This window comes from Streptomyces sp. NBC_00078 (assembly GCF_026343335.1).
Taxonomy (GTDB): domain Bacteria; phylum Actinomycetota; class Actinomycetes; order Streptomycetales; family Streptomycetaceae; genus Streptomyces.
In genome coordinates this window covers 6,752,172-6,771,443 of the sequence record NZ_JAPELX010000001.1, presented here as the reverse complement: position 1 = coordinate 6,771,443, position 19,272 = coordinate 6,752,172, and the positions used below count along the sequence as shown (strand labels likewise).

Genomic DNA, 19,272 nt, shown 5'->3' with positions numbered 1-19,272 from the left:
CTGACCGCGCGGCGACGCGAGTCTGAAGGCATGCAGACGGAGACCGAGAAGAGCACCCGGCGGACAGGAGCGCAGGTCCGATGACAGCGGAAGCGGTGCCTGCGCGGCCGTCGGCCCCGACGACGTGGCGGGCCGGACTGCGACCGGCGGAACGCCTCTGCCACGCCGTCGGCCTCGTCCTGGTCATCTCCGGCCTCGTGCACCTGGCGGTGTTCGCCGTCGACGGCGGCCCGTGGGACGGGCCCGTCTCCTGGCGCAAGCCCGTGACCTTCGGGCTGTCCTTCGGTGCGACCCTGATCGCGGTCACCTGGGTCACTTCGTATCTGCGCGTCGCTCCACGGCTGCGCGCCCTACTGCTCACCGTCTTCGCCGCCGACTGCGTCGTGGAAGTCGGCGGTATCACCCTTCAGGCCTGGCGCCGGGTGCCCTCGCACCTGGACATGGAGACGCCGTTCGACACCGCGGTGTCCATGATGCTCGCGGTGGGCGGCGGCGTCCTCGTGGTGCTGCTCACCGTGTTCGCCCTCGCCTCGTTCCGGCACCGGCCCTCGGGCCCCGCGGGGATGGCAGCGGCGGTTCGTTCCGGCTTCGCGATCCTGCTCGTCGCGCTCGCTACGGGCGCCGCGATGATCGCGCGCGGTGTGGGACTCACCCGTACCGGGCACCAGGAGGCGGCGTACCACTCGACGGCGCCGCTCAAGCCGCTGCACGGGGTCAGCCTGCATGCGGTCCTGGTCCTGCCGGCGCTGGCCTGGCTGCTGTCCCGCACCTCCTGGAGCGAGCAGATCCGGCGGCGCATCGTGGCCACGGCGACCGGCTGCTACGTCGTCGCCGTCATCGGCGCCGGGGTGTGGGCCGTCCTCACGTACTGAGCCGCTTGTGCCTGCCCGTCCGACCGCGCCTCGGGCCCACGCCGGCCCTCTACGACTCCGCCGGCTCTCGAGAGGAGGCCCCGCCGGACTCCGGCGTCCCTGCGGAGGAGCCCGCGCCGGACTCCGCCAGCTCGGTTTGTCCGCCCTGTCCGCCCTGTCCGCCCTCTCCGGTCCCGTCGGCCCCCGGCCGCCGGGCCCACAGCTGTCCCGCGCGCGTGAACAGGCCGCGCCCCGATCCCCCTCTGCGGTGCCCGTGGACACGCGGGTCGTCCGTGACCGCGTACCGCTTCACGTACGCCCCCAGGAACGCCTGCAGTGTGGCGACCGCCGGGATGGCGATCAGCGCGCCGACTGCGCCGAGGAGTGCCGTGCCCGCGATGACCGAACCGAAGGCGACGGCGGGGTGGATGTCGACGGTCTTCGCGGTCAGCTTGGGCTGCAGCATGTAGTTCTCGAACTGCTGGTAGACCACGACGAAGATCAGCACCCACAGTGCGTACCAGGGATCGACGGTGAAGGCGATCAGCATGGGCAGGGCGCCCGCGAGATACGTGCCGATGGTCGGGATGAACTGGGAGACCAGGCCCACCCAGACACCGAGCACGGGCGCATAGGGCACGCCCAGGATCTGCAGCAGGATGTAGTGCGCCACACCGGAGATGAGCGCCATCAGGCCGCGCGAGTATATGTAGCCGCCGGTCTTGTTGACGGCGATCTCCCACGCGCGCAGCACCTCGGCCTGCCGTGTGGGCGGCAGTACGGAGCAGATCGCGCGACGCAGCCGGGGGCCGTCGGCCGCGAAGTAGAACGAGAACAGTGCGATCGTCAGCAGCTGGAAGAGGCCGCCGAGTACCTGGGCGGACACGTCCAGAACCCCGGTGGCACTGTGCTGCACGTAGTTGCGCAGCCAGTCGGAGCGGAGCAGGCCCTCCTGGACGTCCACCCGCTTCAGATCGGTGTGGAAGTGAATGTTGATCCAGTGGATGACGGAGTCGAGGTAGGCCGGGAAATCCTCGACGATCTTGATGATCTGGCCCGCGAGCATGGAGCCGAGGAGTGTGACGAAGCCCGCCGCCATGATCATCACGGCGAGGAAGACAAGGCCGGTGGCCAGCCCCCTGCGCAGGCCGCGCGAGGCCATCCAACTCACCGCGGGCTCGATGGCGAGGGCCAGGAAGAACGCGATGAGGATGTTGATCAGCAGGCCGGTGAGCTGGTGGAAGGCCCAAGTGCCCAGCTGGAGAGCGGCGTAGAGGGCGAGCACGAGCACCGCGGCACGCGGCAGCCAGCGCGGCATGCGCCCGCCAGGACCGGCGTCGGCCGGGGGCAGGCCGGGCGGCGTCGTGCCGAACGGAGATGCGTGCTGGGCCGTCTGCCCGGACTCGTCAGTGGATGCCACGGACCAAGTCTCACCCACTCGTCTGACAATCAACTACCGTCCAGCGATCTTCGTGCCCGATCAGCGCTTCTCACTCGGGACGTCCATGACCGTGCAGACAACGCGCCACACGTCCTTCGCGTCCCACCCGGAGTCCAGCGCCCCATGCACCGTTCGACCGCCGAGCTCCGCCATCACGTGGTCGCGCGCGAAGGTGTCTGCGTATCCCGGACCGAAGTGCTCCGCCATCCGCTGCCAGAAGACCGTCAACCGCATGACTCCAGTATCCCGCCCCTGGGGGTGGGCCTGAGCCGGGACCGCTTGCCGAGACCGCTTTCCGCCCTACGGTCTGACGCATGTCCGAAACAGGAGCTTCCCCAGTCCCTGCCACGCCCCCGGCACGCTCGCCGCTCTTCCGGGCCGAGCACTTCGTCTGGCTCACCGCGCGCGTGCTGGAACAGCGCCTCTTCGCCCACCACTTCCTGAACGGGGGCGCCGACCCGGTGGAAACGGCACTCGACGCCTACCGCAACGAGGACGGCGGCTACGGCCACGCGCTGGAGCCCGATCTGCGCGGCCCGGTCAGCCAGCCGCTGCACACCGCGCACGCGCTGCGTGTCCTGGACTCCATCGGGCGCTGCGGCGGACAGCGTGTGGAGCGCGTGTGCCGCTATCTGACGTCCGTCTCCACGGCGGACGGCGCCCTGCCGGCGATCCACCCCGGCCAGCGCGGCTATCCGGCGGCTCCGTTCATCCCGATCGTGGACGATCCGCCGAGCGAACTCCTCGCCACGGGGCCGGTGGTGGGCCTGCTGCACCGCAACGAGGTGTGGCACGCCTGGCTGTTCAGGGCCACGGACTTCTGCTGGCAGACGGTCGAGTCGCTGGAGAAGTCCCACCCCTACGAGATCGAGGCCGCCGTGGCCTTCCTGGACTCCACTCCCGACCGCCCGCGCGCGGAGGCGGCCGCCGACCGCCTCGGCCGCCTGGTGCGCGACCACCGCCTCGCGGTGCTGGACCCGGACGACCTCGCCGCCTATCCGGTCGCGCCCGGCTACGCCCCGGGCGAGCGCCGCTTTCCACACGACTACGCGAAAACTCCCGGCTCCCTCGCGCGCGCGTGGTTCACGGATGCCGAGATGGCACGCTCCCTCGACTTCCTCGCGGACGCGCAGGAGTCGGACGGCGGCTGGCCGGTCAACTGGCGCCAGTGGGCGCCGGGCACAGCTCTGGAAGCACGCCCCATGGTGACCATCGAGGCGCTGCGCACCCTGAGGGCTCACGGACGCCCCGTCGGCTGACCACAAAGGCCGTCAACCCCCCCATGGCCCGCACCCCGGCGCTCACCTCCACGGCCGCCGCCACGACGAGCAGGAACGGAGCGCGCAGGACCATCGCCAGAGCCGCCGCGCCAAGCCACGCGGCCCTCGCGTCGAGCACCAGGGCGTGCCCGTCCGCGAAGGTCTGCCGGGCCGTGAGCGCGGCCAGCAGGGCCACCGGCAGCAGCGCGGCCAGACGCCTGACCAGCGGCCTCTCCAGAGCGCCTGCCCTCGCCGCGGGCGGTTCACGGCCCGCACGGCGGGCGGCCGTGCCCCAGATCGGCTCGATCCGCCGTCTGCCCAGGTCAGAGCAGTTGTCAGTGGTCGGGTGCAGGATGGACGCATGGTCAGCTCCGCACACCGAGCCCTCGACGGCTTCTCCCCCGCGACCCGCGGCTGGTTCACGGGGGCGTTCTCCGCGCCCACCGCGGCCCAGGCGGGCGCGTGGCGGGCCATCGGTGCGGGTTCGGACGTGCTGGTGGTCGCCCCCACCGGTTCGGGCAAGACGTTGGCCGCGTTCCTCGCCGCCCTGGACCAGCTGGCCTCGACTCCCCCGCCGGCCGATCCCCGCAAGCGCTGCCGCGTCCTGTACGTGTCACCGCTCAAGGCCCTCGCGGTCGACGTCGAGCGCAACCTCCGCAGCCCGCTGACCGGCATCCGCCAGGAATCCGTGCGCCTGGGGCTGCCCGAGCCCGAGGTGAAGGTGGGCATCCGCTCCGGCGACACCCCGCCCGCCGAGCGCCGCGCCCTGTCCACCCGGCCTCCGGACATTCTGATCACCACCCCGGAGTCCCTTTTCCTGATGCTGACGTCGGCCACGCGCGACGCGCTGACCGGCATCGAGACGGTGATCCTCGACGAGGTGCACGCGGTGGCGGGCACCAAGCGCGGCGCCCATCTCGCGCTCTCCCTGGAGCGGCTGGACGAGATCCTGCCGAAGCCGGCCCGCCGCATCGGCCTCTCCGCGACGGTCCGCCCGGTCGACGAGATCGCCCGCTATCTCTCGCCGCGCCGCAAGGTGGAGATCGTCCAGCCGAAGTCAGGCAAGGAGTTCGACCTCTCGGTCGTCGTCCCGGTCGAGGACCTGGGCGAGCTGGGTGGCTCACCGGTCGCCGAGGGATCCGAAGGCGCGGAGCGCCCGTCGATCTGGCCGCACGTCGAGGAGCGGATCACCGACCTCGTCCAGGCCCACCGCTCCACGATCGTGTTCGCCAACTCCCGCCGCCTCGCGGAGCGCCTGTGCAACAGGCTCAACGAGATCGCGTACGAGCGGGCCACCGGCGAACCTCTGGACGAGCACCACGCCCCGGCCGAACTCATGGGCGGCTCCGGAGCGGCGCAGGGCGCGCCGCCCGTCATCGCGCGTGCCCACCACGGCTCGGTCTCGAAGGAGCAGCGCGCCCTCGTCGAGGAGGACCTCAAGGCGGGCCGCCTGCCCGCCGTGGTCGCGACCTCGAGCCTCGAACTGGGCATCGACATGGGCGCGGTAGACCTCGTCGTCCAGGTCGAGTCCCCGCCCTCCGTCGCCTCCGGCCTGCAGCGCGTCGGCCGCGCGGGACACCAGGTGGGCGCGGTCTCCACCGGCGTCGTCTTCCCGAAGTACCGCGGCGATCTCGTCCAGGCGGCCGTGGTCACCGAGCGCATGCGCACCGGTTCCATCGAGTCCCTGAAGGTCCCCGCCAACCCCCTGGACGTGCTGGCGCAGCAGCTCGTGGCGATGACGGCGCTGGACACCTGGCAGGTCGACGACCTTCTCGCCACGGTCCGCCGCGCCGCCCCCTTCGCCTCGCTTCCCGAGTCGGCGTTCACGGCGGTCCTCGACATGCTCGCGGGCCGCTACCCGTCCGACGCGTTCGCCGAGCTGCGCCCGCGCGTGGTGTGGGACCGCGTCGCCGGCACGATCACCGGCCGCCCCGGTGCCCAGCGCCTCGCCGTCACCTCCGGGGGCACCATCCCCGACCGCGGCCTCTTCGGGGTCTTCCTCGCCGGAGCCGATCCCAAGAAGGGCGGCGGCCGGGTCGGCGAGCTGGACGAGGAGATGGTCTACGAGTCCCGGGTGGGCGATGTCTTCACGCTCGGCACCAGTTCCTGGCGCATCGAGGACATCACCCGCGACCGCGTCCTGGTGTCCCCCGCGCCGGGCGTGCCGGGCCGACTCCCCTTCTGGAAGGGCGACCAGCTGGGCCGGCCGCTCGAACTGGGCCGCGCGGTGGGCCAGTTCCTGCGCGAGGTGGGCTCGCTTTCCAAGGAGGACGCCCGACTGCGCCTCCTCGCGGCGGGCCTGGACGCCTGGGCCGCGGACAATGTCCTGTCGTACCTGGACGAGCAGCGCGAGGCCTGCGGCCACGTCCCGGACGACCGCACGATCGTCGTCGAGCGCTTCCGTGACGAGCTCGGCGACTGGCGGGTCGTCGTGCACTCCCCCTTCGGCGCCCAGGTGCACGCCCCCTGGGCCCTGGCGCTCGGCGCCAAGCTCTCCGAGCGGTACGGCATGGACGCCCAGGTCATGCACGCCGACGACGGCATCGTCCTGCGTCTGCCCGACGCCGACCTCATGGGCCTGGACCTGCTCGACCAGAAGCCGATGAAGGCGGGCACGGAGTACGACGCCGACCAGGCGCCCGTGGGCGCTGCGGACGTCGTCTTCGACAAGGGCGAGGTGAACCAGGTCGTCACCGACCAGGTGGGCGGCTCCGCGCTGTTCGCGTCCCGCTTCCGCGAGTGCGCCGCCCGCGCGCTGCTGCTGCCCCGCCGCAGCCCGGGCAAGCGCACCCCGCTGTGGCAGCAGCGCCAGCGCGCGTCCCAACTGCTCCAGGTGGCCGGCGAGTTCGGCTCGTTCCCGATCGTCCTGGAGGCGGTCCGCGAGTGCCTCCAGGACGTCTTCGACGTACCCGGGCTGGTCGAGCTGATGGGCGACCTCGAGTCCCGCAAGGTCCGCCTGGTCGAGGTCACCACCCCCGAGCCCTCCCCCTTCGCCCGCTCCCTCCTCTTCGGATACGTCGCCCAGTTCCTGTACGAGGGGGACTCGCCGCTCGCCGAGCGCCGCGCCGCCGCCCTCTCCCTTGACTCCCGGCTGCTGGCCGAGCTGCTGGGCCAGGCGGAGCTGCGCGAGCTGCTCGACGCCGAGGTGCTGACCGAGCTGGAGCGGGAACTCCAGTGGCTCACCGAGGACCGGCGCGTCAAGGACGCCGAGGGAGTCGCCGACCTCCTGCGCCTGCTCGGCCCCCTGACCGACGCCGAGCTGGTCGAGCGGGGCGCCGAGCCCCCATGGGCGCAGGAGCTGGCCCGCGCCCGCCGCGCGATCAAGGTACGTGTCGCCGGGGCCGGCCACTGGGCGGCGATCGAGGATGCGGGGCGCCTGCGTGACGCCCTCGGCACAGCCCTGCCGGTCGGCGTCCCGGAGGCCTTCACGGAACCGGTGAAGGACCCGCTCGGCGACCTCCTCGCCCGCTACGCACGCACCCACGGCCCCTTCACGTCGACCACCGCGGCAGCCCGCTTCGGCCTGGGCGTGGCGGTCACGGAGGGCGCACTGCAGCGCCTCGCCGCGAACAGCCGTGTCGTACAAGGGGAGTTCCACCCGGCTGGCATCGGCCAGGAGTGGTGCGACGCGGCCGTGCTGCGCCGTCTGCGTCGCCGCTCCCTTGCCGCACTGCGGCACGAGCTGGAGCCGGTGGCCCCGGCCGCGCTCGCCCAGTTCCTCCCGCAGTGGCAGCACATCGGCAAGGGGCACGGGCTGCGCGGCATCGACGGACTGGTGCGTGCCGTAGAACAGTTGCAGGGAGCGTCCGTGCCCGCGTCGGCCCTGGAAAAGCTGGTCCTGCCGTCCCGTGTCGCCAACTACACGCCCGCGATGCTCGACGAACTCACCGCCGCCGGAGAAATCGTCTGGGCGGGTGCCGGGGCCCTCCCCGGCAAGGACGGCTGGGTCTCCCTCTACCTGGCGGACGCGGCTCCCCTGCTCCTGCCCCCACCGCACCCCCTGGAGCTGACGGCGCTCCACCAGTCCGTCCTGGACGCCCTCTCCGGGGGCTACGGCCTGTTCTTCCGCCAGATCACCGACCAGGTCCGCGCGACCACCCACCCCGACGTCACCGACCCCCAACTGGCCGACACCGTCTGGGACCTGGCCTGGTCCGGACACCTCACGAACGACACGCTGACCCCCATGCGCTCGCTGCTGGGCTCGGGCCGCACCGCCGGCTCCACGGCCCACCGCGCCAAGCGCAGCGTCCCGCGCGGACGTTACGGCTCCCTCACTGCCGCCGCGCGCCCCGCCTCCCGCAGCGGGCCACCGACCGTGGCCGGCCGCTGGTCCCTGCTCCCGCCACGCGAAGCGGACCCGACCGTGCGCGCACACGCCGTCGCCCGCGCCCTTCTCGACCGGCACGGCGTGGTCACCCGGGGAGCAGTCTCCGCGGAGGGCATCGAGGGCGGCTTCTCGGCGACGTACCGCATCCTGTCCGCGTTCGAGGAGAGCGGCCAGGCGCGGCGTGGCTATGTGGTGGAGGGGCTCGGCGCGGCACAGTTCGCGATGGACGGCGCGGTGGACCGACTGCGCGCGGTGTCGAACGCCCGTGACCGCGGCGAGGCCCTGCCGCAGCCGTCCGCCGACGGCGCCCCGGGCGGCTTCCCTCCCGCCCCCTTCGGCTCGCCCCACGCCTTCACCGCTCCCGGCGACCACACCCCCGATGCCGACACGCCCCACGGCCACACGCGCCACGGCCACACACCTCACGCCCCGGACCATCCGGACGATCCCGACGCCTTCGACTGGACCGCCGGCTTCGAGTCGGCGGACGGCAACACCCCGACCGGCGACGCTGCCCGCCGCGGCGGTCCCGGGTTCGAGCTCACCGGCTTCACCGACGACTCCGGCTTCCCCCCGGCCCCCAGCTCGCGCGACGAGTACACCTCACCTCGCGACTACGCCGCCCCCGGCGCAGGCGGCCCCCGCGGCGGCCCGGGCTCCGCCCCCGGTGCCTATGGTTCCGCCTTCCCCGGCCACCGCCCCTCCCCCGAGTCCCGGGCCGTCGTCCTGGCCGCCGCCGACCCGGCGAACGCGTACGGCGCGGCGCTCCCCTGGCCAGAACCCCCCACCGGCGCGGGGCACAAGCCGGGCCGTAAGGCGGGCTCCCTGGTGGTGCTGGTCGACGGCGAGCTGACGCTCTACATGGAGCGCGGCGGCAAGACACTGCTCGCCTGGCCCACCGACCCGGACAGCGCCGCGGCCGACGATGCGCGCCTGCAAGCAGCCGCCCAGGCCCTGTCCACAGCGGCGCGAGCAGGCTCCCTCGGCACGGTCACGGTGGAGCGGGTCAACGGCGTCTCGGCCCTGACGTCCCCCATCGGCGCCCTCCTGGAAGGAGCAGGCTTCATCGCGACCCCCCGCGGCCTGCGGCTACGCGCATGAGCCCGCCCCGCAGGGCTGTGAGGGCACCACGCCGTGCCAGGCCCACTCCTGCCGGTAGCCGACCCCTGCGCTACGCCTCCCACGCGTGCCACCCTTGACCCATGCCCGAAGGAGACACGGTCTGGCAGACGGCGAGCCGCCTGCACGATGCCCTCGCCGGCAAGGTGCTGACCCGTAGCGACCTCCGGGTGCCCAAGTACGCCACGGCCGACCTCACCGGCCGTACCGTCCTCGACGTCACCCCGCGCGGCAAGCACCTCCTGACCCGCATCGAGGGCGGTCTGACGCTCCACTCGCACCTGAGGATGGACGGCTCCTGGAAGGTGTTCGCGAACGGCCGGCGCTGGACCGGCGGCCCGTCCCACCAGATCCGCGTGATCCTGGGCAACGCGGACCGCACGGCCGTCGGCTACCGCCTCCCCGTCCTCGAACTCCTCCGCACCTCCGACGAACAGCGCGCCGTCGGCCACCTAGGACCCGACCTCCTCGGCCCGGACTGGGACCCCGAGCAGGCGCTCGCCAACGTCCTCGCCGACCCCGCCCGCCCCCTCGGCGAGGCCCTGCTGGACCAGCGCAACCTCGCCGGCATCGGCAATGTCTACAAGAGCGAGCTCTGCTTCCTGCTCGGTGCCACCCCCTGGCTCCCCGTCGGCGCACTGCCCGCCGACCGCACCGCGAAGCTCCCGGAGCTCGCCAAGAGGCTCCTGGAGGCCAACCGCGACCGCCCGGTCCGCACGACGACGGGCCGCCGCGGCCAGGACCTCTTCGTGTACGGCCGGGCTCCCCGCCCCTGCCTGCGCTGCCACGCCTCCGTCCGCGTGGCCGACCAGGGCGACGGCTCCCGCGAACGCCCCACCTACTGGTGCCCGAACTGCCAGACGGGCCCGGCGCCGAGCACCACCCGACCCGGCGGAACTCCACGCCGTACAACTAATTGACGACCCGTCAGAAACCCTCGTACCGTCCCCTCATGCCCGTCAATGCGTACGAACTCACCGGACGCACCGCCTTCGTCACCGGGGCCGCCGGCGGTATCGGCCGCGCCTCGGCCGTGCTGCTCGCCGAGGCGGGCGCCACCGTTCACTGCGCCGACCGCGACGCGGACGGCCTGCACGAGACGGCGACCCTGATCAAGGACGGCGGCGGCACCGTCCATACCCACCGGCTCGACGTGACCGACCGGGCGCAGCTCAGCCGGGCCGTGGAGTCCTGCGAGCGCCTGCACGTGATGGCCGCGATCGCCGGGATCATGCACAGCAGCACGGTCCTGGAGACCCGGGACGAGGACCTCGACCAGGTCCTGAGCGTCAATTTCAAAGGGGTGCTGTACGCCTGCCAGGAGGCCGCCCGTCTGATGCTCGACCGGCAGACCGGCGGCAGCATCATCACCATGGCCTCCGGCGCCGTCGACACCGGCCGCCCGGGCCTGCTCTGCTACGGCGCGGCCAAGGCGGCGGTCGTCCAGCTGACCAAGACGCTGGCGAACGAGGTGGGCCGGTACGGGATCCGGGTCAACTCGGTAGCGCCGGGCTGGATCCGCACGCCCATGACCGACCGCCACGAGGCCGAAGCGCAGGCTCGGACCGAGTCACTGATGGCCCGTATGTCGCCGCTGGGCCGGGTCGGCGAACCGGAAGACGTCGCCCACGCCGTGCTGTACCTGGCCTCGGACGCCTCGGCCTTCACAACGGGCCAGATCCTGCGTCCCAACGGCGGGGTGGCGATGCCGTGGTAGCCCGGGCCGCCCGCCAGGCACCCCGCCATCGCCCCGCCCCGACGGCTCCCGCCGCCCGCGACTTCGGCACACAGTGCACCGGCAGGAGGCTCAGCCCCCACCCGCCGGCCGCGACCGCGCCCTCCACCGCCCCGGCACCGGGCGCGAAGGCCAGTCGCAGCACCGCCCACCACCACAGCATCCCGAGCCCGAGAGCCGCCCCCCGGCGTACTGTCGGCCGTGCCATGGACGCCACCTCCAGCCCCGACGCTAGACCGCGGCCGTCACCCACTGGGAGGGCGCACCGACGGCACACGGGCGCACCGAACCGCAGGCATCCACCATGACCGCCCCGGGCCACACCGGCAAACGGACCCGGTCGGCCGTGGAAGGCACCCCGGAAACACGAAAACCCCGACCGCACCCCTCCAGTTCTTCCTGGAGAAGCCCCGGCCGGGGCCTTGCACGTGCAGGTCGGTTCACGCAGTCACGCGCGTGAATGTCACGCGGCGACCACGTCCACCGCTTCGGCGGGCGCCTTGATGGTCACCCGTTCCGGTGGCACGCCGGTCACCGATACGGAACCCAGCATCGGACGAACCGGCGCGGGCACAGACTCGGTGGCCGCAGCAGACTGGGCCAGCTCGGCGAGAGCGAGCTCGTCGCTCACTTCCCGCATGAGCTCGGACATCCGTACGTCCAGCGCGTCGCAGATGGCGGAGAGCAGCTCGGAGGAAGCCTCCTTCTGCCCCCGCTCCACCTCGGAGAGATAGCCGAGTGAGACTCGGGCGGACGAGGAGACTTCGCGCAGAGTACGGCCCTGGCGCTGGCGCTGCCGACGCAGCACGTCACCCAGCAGGCGACGGAGCAGAATCATCGGTGGCTCCCTCCTCGGACCGCGTAGCCGCATCCTTCACGCCCCACCGTACCGCCTCGCGCTGCGGCCGTGCGGGGAGCGATGTCGTGTTCACTCAGGGCTGCAAACATCAAAACCCCCCGTTCTGTTCCGTATCCTGTGCCAGCTCATTTCCGGTCTGTTCGCTCGCGAACTCCTCGAGGAGCAGTGCGAGTACGCTCCGTACACTCTCCATACGAATTTCCGCACGGTCGCCGTTCAACCGCAGGGCCGCTACTTTTCCGCCACCGGCAGAACCGGAATCCGCGGCGAAGGGGCCGTCCACGGCCACGAAGACCGTCCCCACAGCCTTCCCGTCCTGCGGTTCCGGACCGGCGACGCCGGTGGTCGCGAGACCCCAGTCGGCGCCGAGCGCCTTGCGCACACCCACCGCCATCTGAGCCGCGACCTGCGCGTCCACCGCTCCGCGCTGTTCCAGCAGGCTGGCATCGACACCCAGCAGCCGGTGCTTCAGCTCAGTGGCGTAGGCCGTCACCGAGCCGCGGAAGACCTTGGACGCCCCGGGGACGGCTGTGATGTCCGCCGCAACCAGTCCACCGGTGAGCGACTCGGCGACGGCCAGGGTCTCGCCCCTCACCGTCAGTAGTCTCACCAGTTCGGCGGCTGCGGAATTCACGCGTCCGTCTCCTCCAGAGCGGCCCTGCGCTCGGCGATGCCCTGCCTGCGCAGCACAATGGCCTGTCTTACGTAGTCGAGTCCGGTCACCACGGTCAGGACGACGGCCGCTGCCATCACCCACCACCTCAGGGTGGCCAGCCAGCCCGTCAGCGCCAGCACATACATCCCGACCGCCACGCCCTGCGTGAGCGTCTTGATCTTGCCGCCCCGGCTCGCCGGGATGACGCCGTACCGGATGACCAGGAAACGCAGCAGCGTGATGCCGAGTTCCCGGCCGAGGATGACGATCGTCACCCACCACGGCAGGTCGCCCAGCGAGGAGAGACAGATCAGGGCCGCTCCCATGATCGCCTTGTCGGCGATGGGGTCGGCGATCTTCCCGAAGTCGGTGACGAGGTTGTACGTGCGCGCCAGATGTCCGTCGAACAGGTCGGTGATCATGGCGATGGCGAAGGCGGCCCAGGCGAACGAGCGCCATGCCGGGTCGTACCCGCCGTCGGCCAGCATCAGCGCGACGAAGCCGGGCACCAGGAGCAGCCGGAGCATGGTGAGCAGATTGGCGATGTTCCAGACGCTGGCCTGGTTGACGGCCGCGGCCACGACCTTCCCGCCGCGCGCCGGCTTCCCGCTGCCGGACGTCACGTCGGATGCATCGGACGCGTCGGCGGAAACGGAACCGGACGCAGCGCCGGAGACGACACCGGGGGCTCCACCCGAGGCCGCGCTCGCGGGTACGCCCTGAGTGCCGGAGGAGCCGTTCGCCGCCGATGCCGGTACTCCGGTCATCTGCCCGCCTCCTCACTACACCCGAGCGAGCCCGTCAGCGGCTCGGCCACCAGGTCGACACCTTCCGTGCCGACCACCTTCGCCTCGACCATACGGCCGACGCTCAGACCTTCGCCGCTCGTGAGCAGCACCTGGCCGTCCGTCTCCGGTGCCTGATGCGCGCCGCGGCCGTACACACCCTCGTCGTCCACGGACTCCACGAGGACGTGCAGGGTCTCGCCGACGCGTTCCTCGGCACGCTGTGAGACGAGCTCCTCCGCCAGCCGGGAGACACGTGCCAGCCGCTCGGCCACGACGTCCTCCTCCAGCTTGTTCTCGTACGTCGCCGCCTCCGTGCCCTCCTCGTCGGAGTAGCCGAAGACGCCGATGGCATCCAGCCGCGCGCCGTTCAGGAACCGCTCCAGCTCCGCCAGGTCGTCCGCGCTCTCGCCCGGGAAGCCCACGATGAAGTTGGAGCGCACGCCCGCCTGGGGAGCCTTGCTCCGGATGGTGTCGAGCAGCTCCAGGAAGCGGTCGGTGTCGCCGAAGCGGCGCATGGCGCGCAGCACACCGGGGGCGGAGTGCTGGAAGGACAGGTCGAAGTACGGGGCGATCTTCGGCGTCGAGGTCAGGACGTCGATCAGCCCGGGGCGCATCTCGGCCGGCTGGAGGTAGCTGACGCGTACGCGCTCAAGGCCGTCGACCTCCGCGAGCTCCGGCAGGAGCGACTCCAGCAGGCGGATGTCGCCCAGGTCCTTGCCGTACGAGGTGTTGTTCTCGGAGACCAGCATGATCTCCTTGACGCCCTGCTCGGCCAGCCACCGCGTCTCGTTCAGCACATCGCTGGGGCGGCGGGAGATGAAGGAGCCGCGGAAGGACGGGATGGCGCAGAAGGAGCAGCGCCGGTCGCAGCCGGAGGCGAGCTTCACCGAGGCGACCGGGGCGCCGTCCAGCCGGCGGCGCAGGGGCGCGCGGGGACCGGAGGCCGGAGCGAGGCCTTCGGGAAGATCGGCGGGCGCCAGCGGTGCGGCCGGCCCGTGTCCCGGCAGGGCGACGTCCGCCGCGGACCCCTGGCGCTCGGCGGGGCTGATCGGCAGCAGCTTGCGCCGGTCGCGGGGGGTGTGCGAGGCGTGGACACCGCCGCTCAGGATGGTCTGCAGACGGTCGGAGATGTCCGAGTAGTCGTCGAAGCCGAGCACGCCGTCCGCCTCGGGGAGGGCTTCGGCGAGTTCCTTGCCGTACCGCTCGGCCATGCAGCCCACCGCCACGACGGCCTGGGTTCTGCCATGACCCTTGAGGTCGTTGGCCTCCAGAAGGGCGTCGACGGAGTCCTTCTTGGCGGCTTCGACGAAGCCACAGGTGTTGACGACGGCGACATCCGCTTGTGCGGCGTCCTCCACGAGGTCCCAGCCGTCCGCCTCCAAGCGGCCTGCGAGCTCCTCCGAGTCCACCTCGTTACGGGCGCAGCCAAGGGTGACAAGTGCGACGGTACGGCGTTCAGGCATGCGCTCAAGACTACTTTGTCTCACTGACAGCCCATGTCGACGGGGTTGGCCTGGCCGGCCGGCCCCGTCCGTGCTCACATCCGGTCAGCCGACCTGAGGGTCGCCCTTCGTATACGTCAGGCGCTCCACCGCGCCCTGCTGGAAGTCGTCCTCGATCTTCTTGCCGTTGACGTAGAGCTGGATCGCGCCCGCGTCACCGAGGACGAGGTTGATCTTCTCGCTGTCCTGGAAGGTCTTGGAGTCGCCCTGCTTGAGGAGTCCGTCGAACAGGAGCCGGCCGTTGTGGTCCTTGGCCGAGATCCAGCTGCGTCCGTCGGCGGCGCTGACCTGGACGGTCACCTTGTCCTGGGGAGCGGCCGCGATGGCGCTGTCCGAGGGGGCGGACTTGGGGTTGTCGGTCTTGCCGCTCTTGGGAGTGGGCGAGGCGGCCTTGCTGGTCGTGGGCGTGGATCCCTCGGCGACCTGCGTCTTCGCTCCGCCGTCGTCGCCACCCTTGAAGGCGGTGAACCCGACGAAGCCGACCACGGCGACGATCGCGGCGACCATGGCCGCGGTCCAGTTGGGTCCGCGCCGCTCGGGGCGGATGCGTTCCGCCTCGAAGAGGGGGGCTGCCGGCGTCGGGGCCGGGCGGCCGCCGTGGTCTGCGTCGTACTGCGCGATCAGCGGGGCCGGATCGAGGTGGACAGCCTTGGCCAGGGTCCTGATGTGGCCTCGGGCGTAGACGTCGCCGCCGCAAGGGGCGAAGTCGTCCGCCTCGATGGCGTGCACGATGGCGATACGGACCCGGGTGGCGTTGGTGACATCGTCGACGGTCAGCCCGGCCGCAATCCGCGCCTGCCGGAGGGCATGGCCGACGGAGAGGCGGGCTTCCTCGCGATCGTCTTCGAACGGACGCTCGTCTTCAGGGGAGTTGCCGATGGACACGGGGGCGCCTTTCGAGCGTTAAGCCACCTGTGCTGGAGGTTCAGTCTATGGGGGGTACAAATGGGTGGGGCAACCGGGCGGCGGGACTTTGTAGCCCATCGGTATGGCCGGACACGCCGATGATGGGGTGTGCGCTTGTCGCTTCCCTCAACTTGACGTACGCCGAAGGGAAACGGTTGCTCAATGATCCCTTACGGGTGAGTCACGATCGGGCATCGCTCGCCACGCCCGTTCAGGCTCTCTCTCAAGCCTCCCCGCGGATCACCGCGAGCACTCCGTCCAGCTCGTCAGCCTTCACAAGAACGTCACGAGCCTTGGACCCCTCGCTCGGCCCCACGATGCCCCTGGACTCCATGAGGTCCATGAGCCGGCCTGCCTTGGCGAAGCCCACGCGCAGCTTGCGCTGGAGCATGGACGTCGACCCGAACTGTGTCGAGACCACCAGCTCGGCCGCCTGGCACAGCAGGTCGAGGTCGTCGCCGATCTCCTCGTCGATCTCCTTCTTCTGCTTGGTGCCCACGGTGACGTCGTCCCGGAAGACGGGCGCCATCTGGTCCTTGCAGTGCTGGACGACGGAGGCGACCTCGTCCTCGGTCACGAAAGCACCCTGCATACGGGTGGGCTTGTTCTGACCCATCGGCAGATACAGCCCGTCACCCTTGCCGATCAGCTTCTCGGCACCGGGCTGGTCGAGGATGACGCGGCTGTCGGCTAGCGAGGAGGTGGCGAAGGCGAGCCGCGAGGGCACGTTCGCCTTGATCAGACCGGTCACCACGTCGACCGACGGCCGCTGCGTGGCGAGCACGAGGTGGATGCCGGCCGCGCGCGCGAGCTGCGTGATGCGCACGATCGAGTCCTCGACGTCGCGCGGGGCGACCATCATCAGGTCGGCGAGCTCGTCGACGATCACCAGCAGGTACGGGTACGGCTGCAGCTCCCGCTCACTGCCCTCCGGCGACTTCACCTTGCCGTTGCGCACGGCCTCGTTGAAGTCGTCGATGTGCCGGTAGCCGTACGCCGCCAGGTCGTCGTACCGCAGGTCCATCTCCCGTACGACCCACTGGAGCGCCTCGGCGGCCCGCTTCGGGTTGGTGATGATCGGTGTGATCAGGTGCGGGATGCCCTCGTACGCGGTCAGCTCGACCCTCTTGGGGTCGACGAGGACCATGCGCACGTCCTCGGGAGTCGCGCGGACCATGATCGACGTGATCAGGCAGTTGATGCACGACGACTTACCGGAACCGGTGGCACCGGCCACCAGGACGTGCGGCATCTTCGCGAGGTTGGCCATCACATAGCCGCCCTCGACGTCCTTGCCGAGCGCGACAAGCATCGGGTGCTCGTCCTCGGCGGCCGCCGCCAGGCGCAGCACGTCGCCGAGATTGACCATCTCGCGGTCGGTGTTGGGGATTTCGATGCCGACCGCGGACTTGCCTGGGATCGGGCTGATGATCCGTACGTCCGGGCTGGCGACGGCGTACGCGATGTTCTTCGTCAGCGCCGTGATCCGCTCGACCTTCACCGCGGGGCCGAGCTCGACCTCGTAGCGCGTGACCGTCGGGCCGCGCGTGAAGCCGGTGACCGCGGCGTCGACCTTGAACTCGGAGAAGACGTTCGTGAGTGAGGCGACCACCGCGTCGTTGGCGGCGCTGCGCGCCTTGCCGGGGCCCCCGCGCGTGAGGAGGTCGAGCGAAGGCAGGGAGTAGGTGATGTCTCCGGAGAGCTGGAGTTGCTCGGCCCGCGGCGGCAGGTCGTCTACCTGCTCGGGCGCCGCCTTGGTGAGGTCCATGACCTCGCCCTTCAGCTTCTCCTGCTTGGGGCGCGCTGCCGGGACGGGCCTCGGAACGGGTGTCGGTGTGGAGTCCTCGCGATCCCCGACCCGCACCCCCTGGGTGAGGTCGGCGACGACCGACGAGGGCGGCATCCCGTGCATGACCGCACCGTCGAGCGCGGCAGCGGCCGCCGCGGCGACGTCCACGGCGTCCATCTGACGCCCCATGTCCGGCTGCGGCACCGCGGAGCGCCTGGGGCGGCCGCGACGCTTGGAGAGCGCCTCCTGCTCGGCACCGTCGGGGTCGTACGCCTCCGGGGCCGGTCCACGCCTGCGGGGGCGCGCGGGCAGCGCCTCGCGCCACTGGTCGTCGTACCGCTGCTCGTCGTCCGAGAGCTCGTCGTCCTCCGGGTCGTGGAGGATGCCGAGCTTCACGCCGAGGAGCCGCAGCCGCTGCGGGATGGCGTTGACCGGGGTGGCCGTGACGACGAGCAGACCGAAGATCGTCAGCAGCACGAGCAGCGGTACGGCGAGCACCTCGCCCATCGTGTACGTCAGCGGGGTGGCCGTAGCCCAGCCGATGAGACCGCCTGCGTCCCTTATGGCCTGCATGCCGTCACTGCGGGCGGGCGCGCCGCACGCGATGTGGACCTGGCCGAGCACGCCGATGACGAGCGCGGACAGACCGATCACGATGCGGCCGTTGGCCTCGGGCTGCTCGGGGTGGCGGATGAAACGGACCGCGATGACCGCGAGCAGTATCGGCACGAGCAGGTCGAGACGGCCGAAGGCACCGGTCACCAGGATCTCGACGAGGTCGCCTACGGGGCCGCGCAGATCGGCCCAGGTGCCCGCGGCGACGATCAGTGCGATGCCGAAGAGCAACAGGGCGACGCCGTCCTTGCGGTGTGCGGGGTCGAGGTTCTTGGCGCCGTTCCCTATGCCGCGGAACACGGCGCCCACGGCGTGAGCGACGCCCAACCAGAGGGCGCGCACAAGCTTGTAGATGCCACCGGTGGGGTTCGGTGCCGGCTTCGGCGGCGGCACCGACTTCCTCGCCGCGGCTTTCCTGGCGGGCGCCTTCTTCGCCGGAGCCTTCTTCGCAGCAGCCTTCTTCGCCGGAGCCGCCGCCTTCTTCGCGGGCTGCTTCTTGGCAGCGGAGGGACGTGAGGCCATAGATGTGAGGTTACCGGTGGAGACGGCGACGGACACGTGTGCCCACTGCTTCACCCGTTCGTGTCGCCCTGGAACGGGCGCGGAGCTGACGCGTCCTCATGCGCAACTGGTCCGCGCCTGAACGTCAGTTCTGCGACGGCACCGACGATGCGCTGCCGGCACCCGGCTCCAGGGCGTCCAGCGCCCGCCGCAATCCCGTGAGTTTGCGTTCGAGATGAGCCGCGGTCGCCACGGCCGCAGCGTCCGCCGACTCGTCGTCGAGCTGCTTGGACAGCGCCTCGGCCTGCTCCTCGACCGCCGCGAGCCGCGCCGACAGCTCCGCGAGCAGTCCGGCAGGCTCCTTGGCGTCGCCGGCCGCGGCCTTGCCGCCACCCTCCAACTGGAGCCGCAGCAGCGCCGCCTGCTCCCGGAGCTGGCAGTTCTTCATGTACAGCTCGACGAACACCGAGACCTTCGCCCGCAGCACCCACGGGTCGAACGGCTTGGAGATGTAGTCGACCGCACCGGCCGCGTACCCCCGGAAGGTGTGGTGGGGGCCGTGGTTGATCGCGGTGAGGAAGATGATCGGGATGTCCCGGGTCCGTTCTCGCCGCTTGATGTGGGCGGCTGTTTCGAAACCGTCCATTCCCGGCATCTGGACGTCCAACAGAATGACCGCGAAGTCGTCCGTGAGCAGCGCTTTGAGCGCTTCCTCCCCGGACGATGCCCGCACCAGCGTCTGATCGAGCGCAGAGAGGATGGCCTCCAGCGCCAGCAGATTCTCCGGCCGGTCATCGACCAGGAGGATCTTGGCCTTCTGCACCATGGCCCGCCCTCCTCGCCCCGGATGTGCACCGGGTGCCGCCCCTGGGGACGACTCCCTTTCGCCGCCCGTCCTTGTGCCGGTCATCGTAGCCGCACC

The 19,272-nt window shown here is 71.3% G+C and carries 15 protein-coding genes and 1 pseudogene; 5 read left to right on the top strand and 11 right to left on the bottom strand.

What is annotated here, in order from left to right; all coding sequences use genetic code 11:
* The first annotated feature begins 80 nt into the window (after nucleotides 1–80).
* Nucleotides 81–872 carry a hypothetical protein gene (locus tag OOK07_RS31830; protein ID WP_266799859.1) on the top strand — a complete coding sequence of 264 codons (792 nt, stop codon included), beginning with the start codon at nucleotides 81–83 and terminating at the stop codon, nucleotides 870–872.
* Between the two features lie 49 nt (nucleotides 873–921).
* Here the strand turns inward: OOK07_RS31830 and OOK07_RS31825 are convergent, their stop codons facing one another.
* On the bottom strand, nucleotides 922–2,271 hold the full coding sequence (locus OOK07_RS31825; protein WP_266799857.1) for an AI-2E family transporter: 1,350 nt from the start codon (nucleotides 2,269–2,271) through the stop codon (nucleotides 922–924).
* A 60-nt stretch (nucleotides 2,272–2,331) separates the two neighbouring features.
* A complete protein-coding gene (locus tag OOK07_RS31820) occupies nucleotides 2,332–2,526 on the bottom strand; it encodes a DUF3046 domain-containing protein (protein ID WP_266685216.1) in 195 nt (64 codons plus the stop codon).
* A gap of 80 nt (nucleotides 2,527–2,606) precedes the next feature.
* Here OOK07_RS31820 and OOK07_RS31815 point away from each other — a divergent pair, with 80 nt between their 5' ends.
* Nucleotides 2,607–3,551 (top strand): hypothetical protein, encoded by a 945-nt coding sequence (locus OOK07_RS31815; protein WP_266799855.1) that lies wholly within the window; start codon nucleotides 2,607–2,609, stop codon nucleotides 3,549–3,551.
* A 16-nt stretch (nucleotides 3,552–3,567) separates the two neighbouring features.
* Here the strand turns inward: OOK07_RS31815 and OOK07_RS31810 are convergent.
* Nucleotides 3,568–3,798, bottom strand: a pseudogene (locus OOK07_RS31810) (AzlD domain-containing protein); the annotation flags it as partial.
* Nucleotides 3,799–3,912: 114 nt separating this feature from the next.
* On the opposite strand from OOK07_RS31810, the gene OOK07_RS31805 reads away from it, so the two are divergent.
* The 3 genes from OOK07_RS31805 to OOK07_RS31795 all read left to right on the top strand — a co-directional run bounded on the left by OOK07_RS31805 (nucleotide 3,913) and on the right by OOK07_RS31795 (nucleotide 10,717).
* Nucleotides 3,913–8,982, top strand: coding sequence for an ATP-dependent helicase (locus OOK07_RS31805; protein WP_266799853.1), 5,070 nt, complete (start codon nucleotides 3,913–3,915; stop codon nucleotides 8,980–8,982).
* Between the two features lie 101 nt (nucleotides 8,983–9,083).
* On the top strand, nucleotides 9,084–9,920 hold the full coding sequence (locus OOK07_RS31800; protein WP_266799852.1) for an Fpg/Nei family DNA glycosylase: 837 nt from the start codon (nucleotides 9,084–9,086) through the stop codon (nucleotides 9,918–9,920).
* Nucleotides 9,921–9,952: 32 nt separating this feature from the next.
* Complete coding sequence (locus tag OOK07_RS31795; protein ID WP_266799851.1) at nucleotides 9,953–10,717, top strand: SDR family NAD(P)-dependent oxidoreductase; 765 nt, start codon at nucleotides 9,953–9,955, stop codon at nucleotides 10,715–10,717.
* Here OOK07_RS31795 and OOK07_RS31790 read toward each other — a convergent pair.
* From OOK07_RS31790 to OOK07_RS31755, 8 genes are all read right to left on the bottom strand, one after another.
* A complete protein-coding gene (locus OOK07_RS31790) occupies nucleotides 10,665–10,943 on the bottom strand; it encodes a hypothetical protein (protein WP_266685211.1) in 279 nt (92 codons plus the stop codon). The two genes, OOK07_RS31795 and OOK07_RS31790, sit on opposite strands and share 53 nt — an antisense overlap.
* A gap of 255 nt (nucleotides 10,944–11,198) precedes the next feature.
* Nucleotides 11,199–11,573 carry a helix-turn-helix domain-containing protein gene (locus OOK07_RS31785; protein WP_016432287.1) on the bottom strand — a complete coding sequence of 125 codons (375 nt, stop codon included), beginning with the start codon at nucleotides 11,571–11,573 and terminating at the stop codon, nucleotides 11,199–11,201.
* A gap of 109 nt (nucleotides 11,574–11,682) precedes the next feature.
* Nucleotides 11,683–12,228, bottom strand: a complete 546-nt coding sequence (locus OOK07_RS31780; RefSeq protein ID WP_266799850.1) for a CinA family protein — start codon at nucleotides 12,226–12,228, stop codon at nucleotides 11,683–11,685.
* On the bottom strand, nucleotides 12,225–13,016 hold the full coding sequence (pgsA, locus tag OOK07_RS31775; protein ID WP_266799849.1) for a CDP-diacylglycerol--glycerol-3-phosphate 3-phosphatidyltransferase: 792 nt from the start codon (nucleotides 13,014–13,016) through the stop codon (nucleotides 12,225–12,227). The genes OOK07_RS31780 and pgsA overlap by 4 nt, the downstream gene beginning before the upstream one ends.
* Nucleotides 13,013–14,500 carry a 30S ribosomal protein S12 methylthiotransferase RimO gene (gene rimO / locus OOK07_RS31770; RefSeq protein WP_266685208.1) on the bottom strand — a complete coding sequence of 496 codons (1,488 nt, stop codon included), beginning with the start codon at nucleotides 14,498–14,500 and terminating at the stop codon, nucleotides 13,013–13,015. The genes pgsA and rimO overlap by 4 nt, the downstream gene beginning before the upstream one ends.
* Before the next feature lie 84 nt (nucleotides 14,501–14,584).
* Nucleotides 14,585–15,424 (bottom strand): helix-turn-helix domain-containing protein, encoded by an 840-nt coding sequence (locus OOK07_RS31765; RefSeq protein ID WP_266799848.1) that lies wholly within the window; start codon nucleotides 15,422–15,424, stop codon nucleotides 14,585–14,587.
* A gap of 244 nt (nucleotides 15,425–15,668) precedes the next feature.
* A complete protein-coding gene (locus tag OOK07_RS31760; protein WP_266685206.1) occupies nucleotides 15,669–18,371 on the bottom strand; it encodes a DNA translocase FtsK in 2,703 nt (900 codons plus the stop codon).
* 124 nt (nucleotides 18,372–18,495) lie between these two features.
* Nucleotides 18,496–19,176: a response regulator gene (locus tag OOK07_RS31755; protein WP_266799847.1), complete on the bottom strand. Its 681-nt coding sequence runs from the start codon at nucleotides 19,174–19,176 to the stop codon at nucleotides 18,496–18,498.
* Between the last annotated feature and the right edge of the window lie 96 nt (nucleotides 19,177–19,272).

Coding starts and splice junctions, on each gene's coding strand:
- OOK07_RS31830 (WP_266799859.1), top strand. CDS start 81: ATGACAGCGGAAGCGGTGCCTGCGCGGCCGTCGGCCCCGACGACGTGG.
- OOK07_RS31820 (WP_266685216.1), bottom strand. CDS start 2,526: ATGCGGTTGACGGTCTTCTGGCAGCGGATGGCGGAGCACTTCGGTCCG.
- OOK07_RS31815 (WP_266799855.1), top strand. CDS start 2,607: ATGTCCGAAACAGGAGCTTCCCCAGTCCCTGCCACGCCCCCGGCACGC.
- OOK07_RS31805 (WP_266799853.1), top strand. CDS start 3,913: ATGGTCAGCTCCGCACACCGAGCCCTCGACGGCTTCTCCCCCGCGACC.
- OOK07_RS31800 (WP_266799852.1), top strand. CDS start 9,084: ATGCCCGAAGGAGACACGGTCTGGCAGACGGCGAGCCGCCTGCACGAT.
- OOK07_RS31795 (WP_266799851.1), top strand. CDS start 9,953: ATGCCCGTCAATGCGTACGAACTCACCGGACGCACCGCCTTCGTCACC.
- OOK07_RS31790 (WP_266685211.1), bottom strand. CDS start 10,943: ATGGCACGGCCGACAGTACGCCGGGGGGCGGCTCTCGGGCTCGGGATG.
- OOK07_RS31785 (WP_016432287.1), bottom strand. CDS start 11,573: ATGATTCTGCTCCGTCGCCTGCTGGGTGACGTGCTGCGTCGGCAGCGC.
- pgsA (WP_266799849.1), bottom strand. CDS start 13,016: ATGACCGGAGTACCGGCATCGGCGGCGAACGGCTCCTCCGGCACTCAG.
- rimO (WP_266685208.1), bottom strand. CDS start 14,500: ATGCCTGAACGCCGTACCGTCGCACTTGTCACCCTTGGCTGCGCCCGT.
- OOK07_RS31760 (WP_266685206.1), bottom strand. CDS start 18,371: ATGGCCTCACGTCCCTCCGCTGCCAAGAAGCAGCCCGCGAAGAAGGCG.
- OOK07_RS31755 (WP_266799847.1), bottom strand. CDS start 19,176: ATGGTGCAGAAGGCCAAGATCCTCCTGGTCGATGACCGGCCGGAGAAT.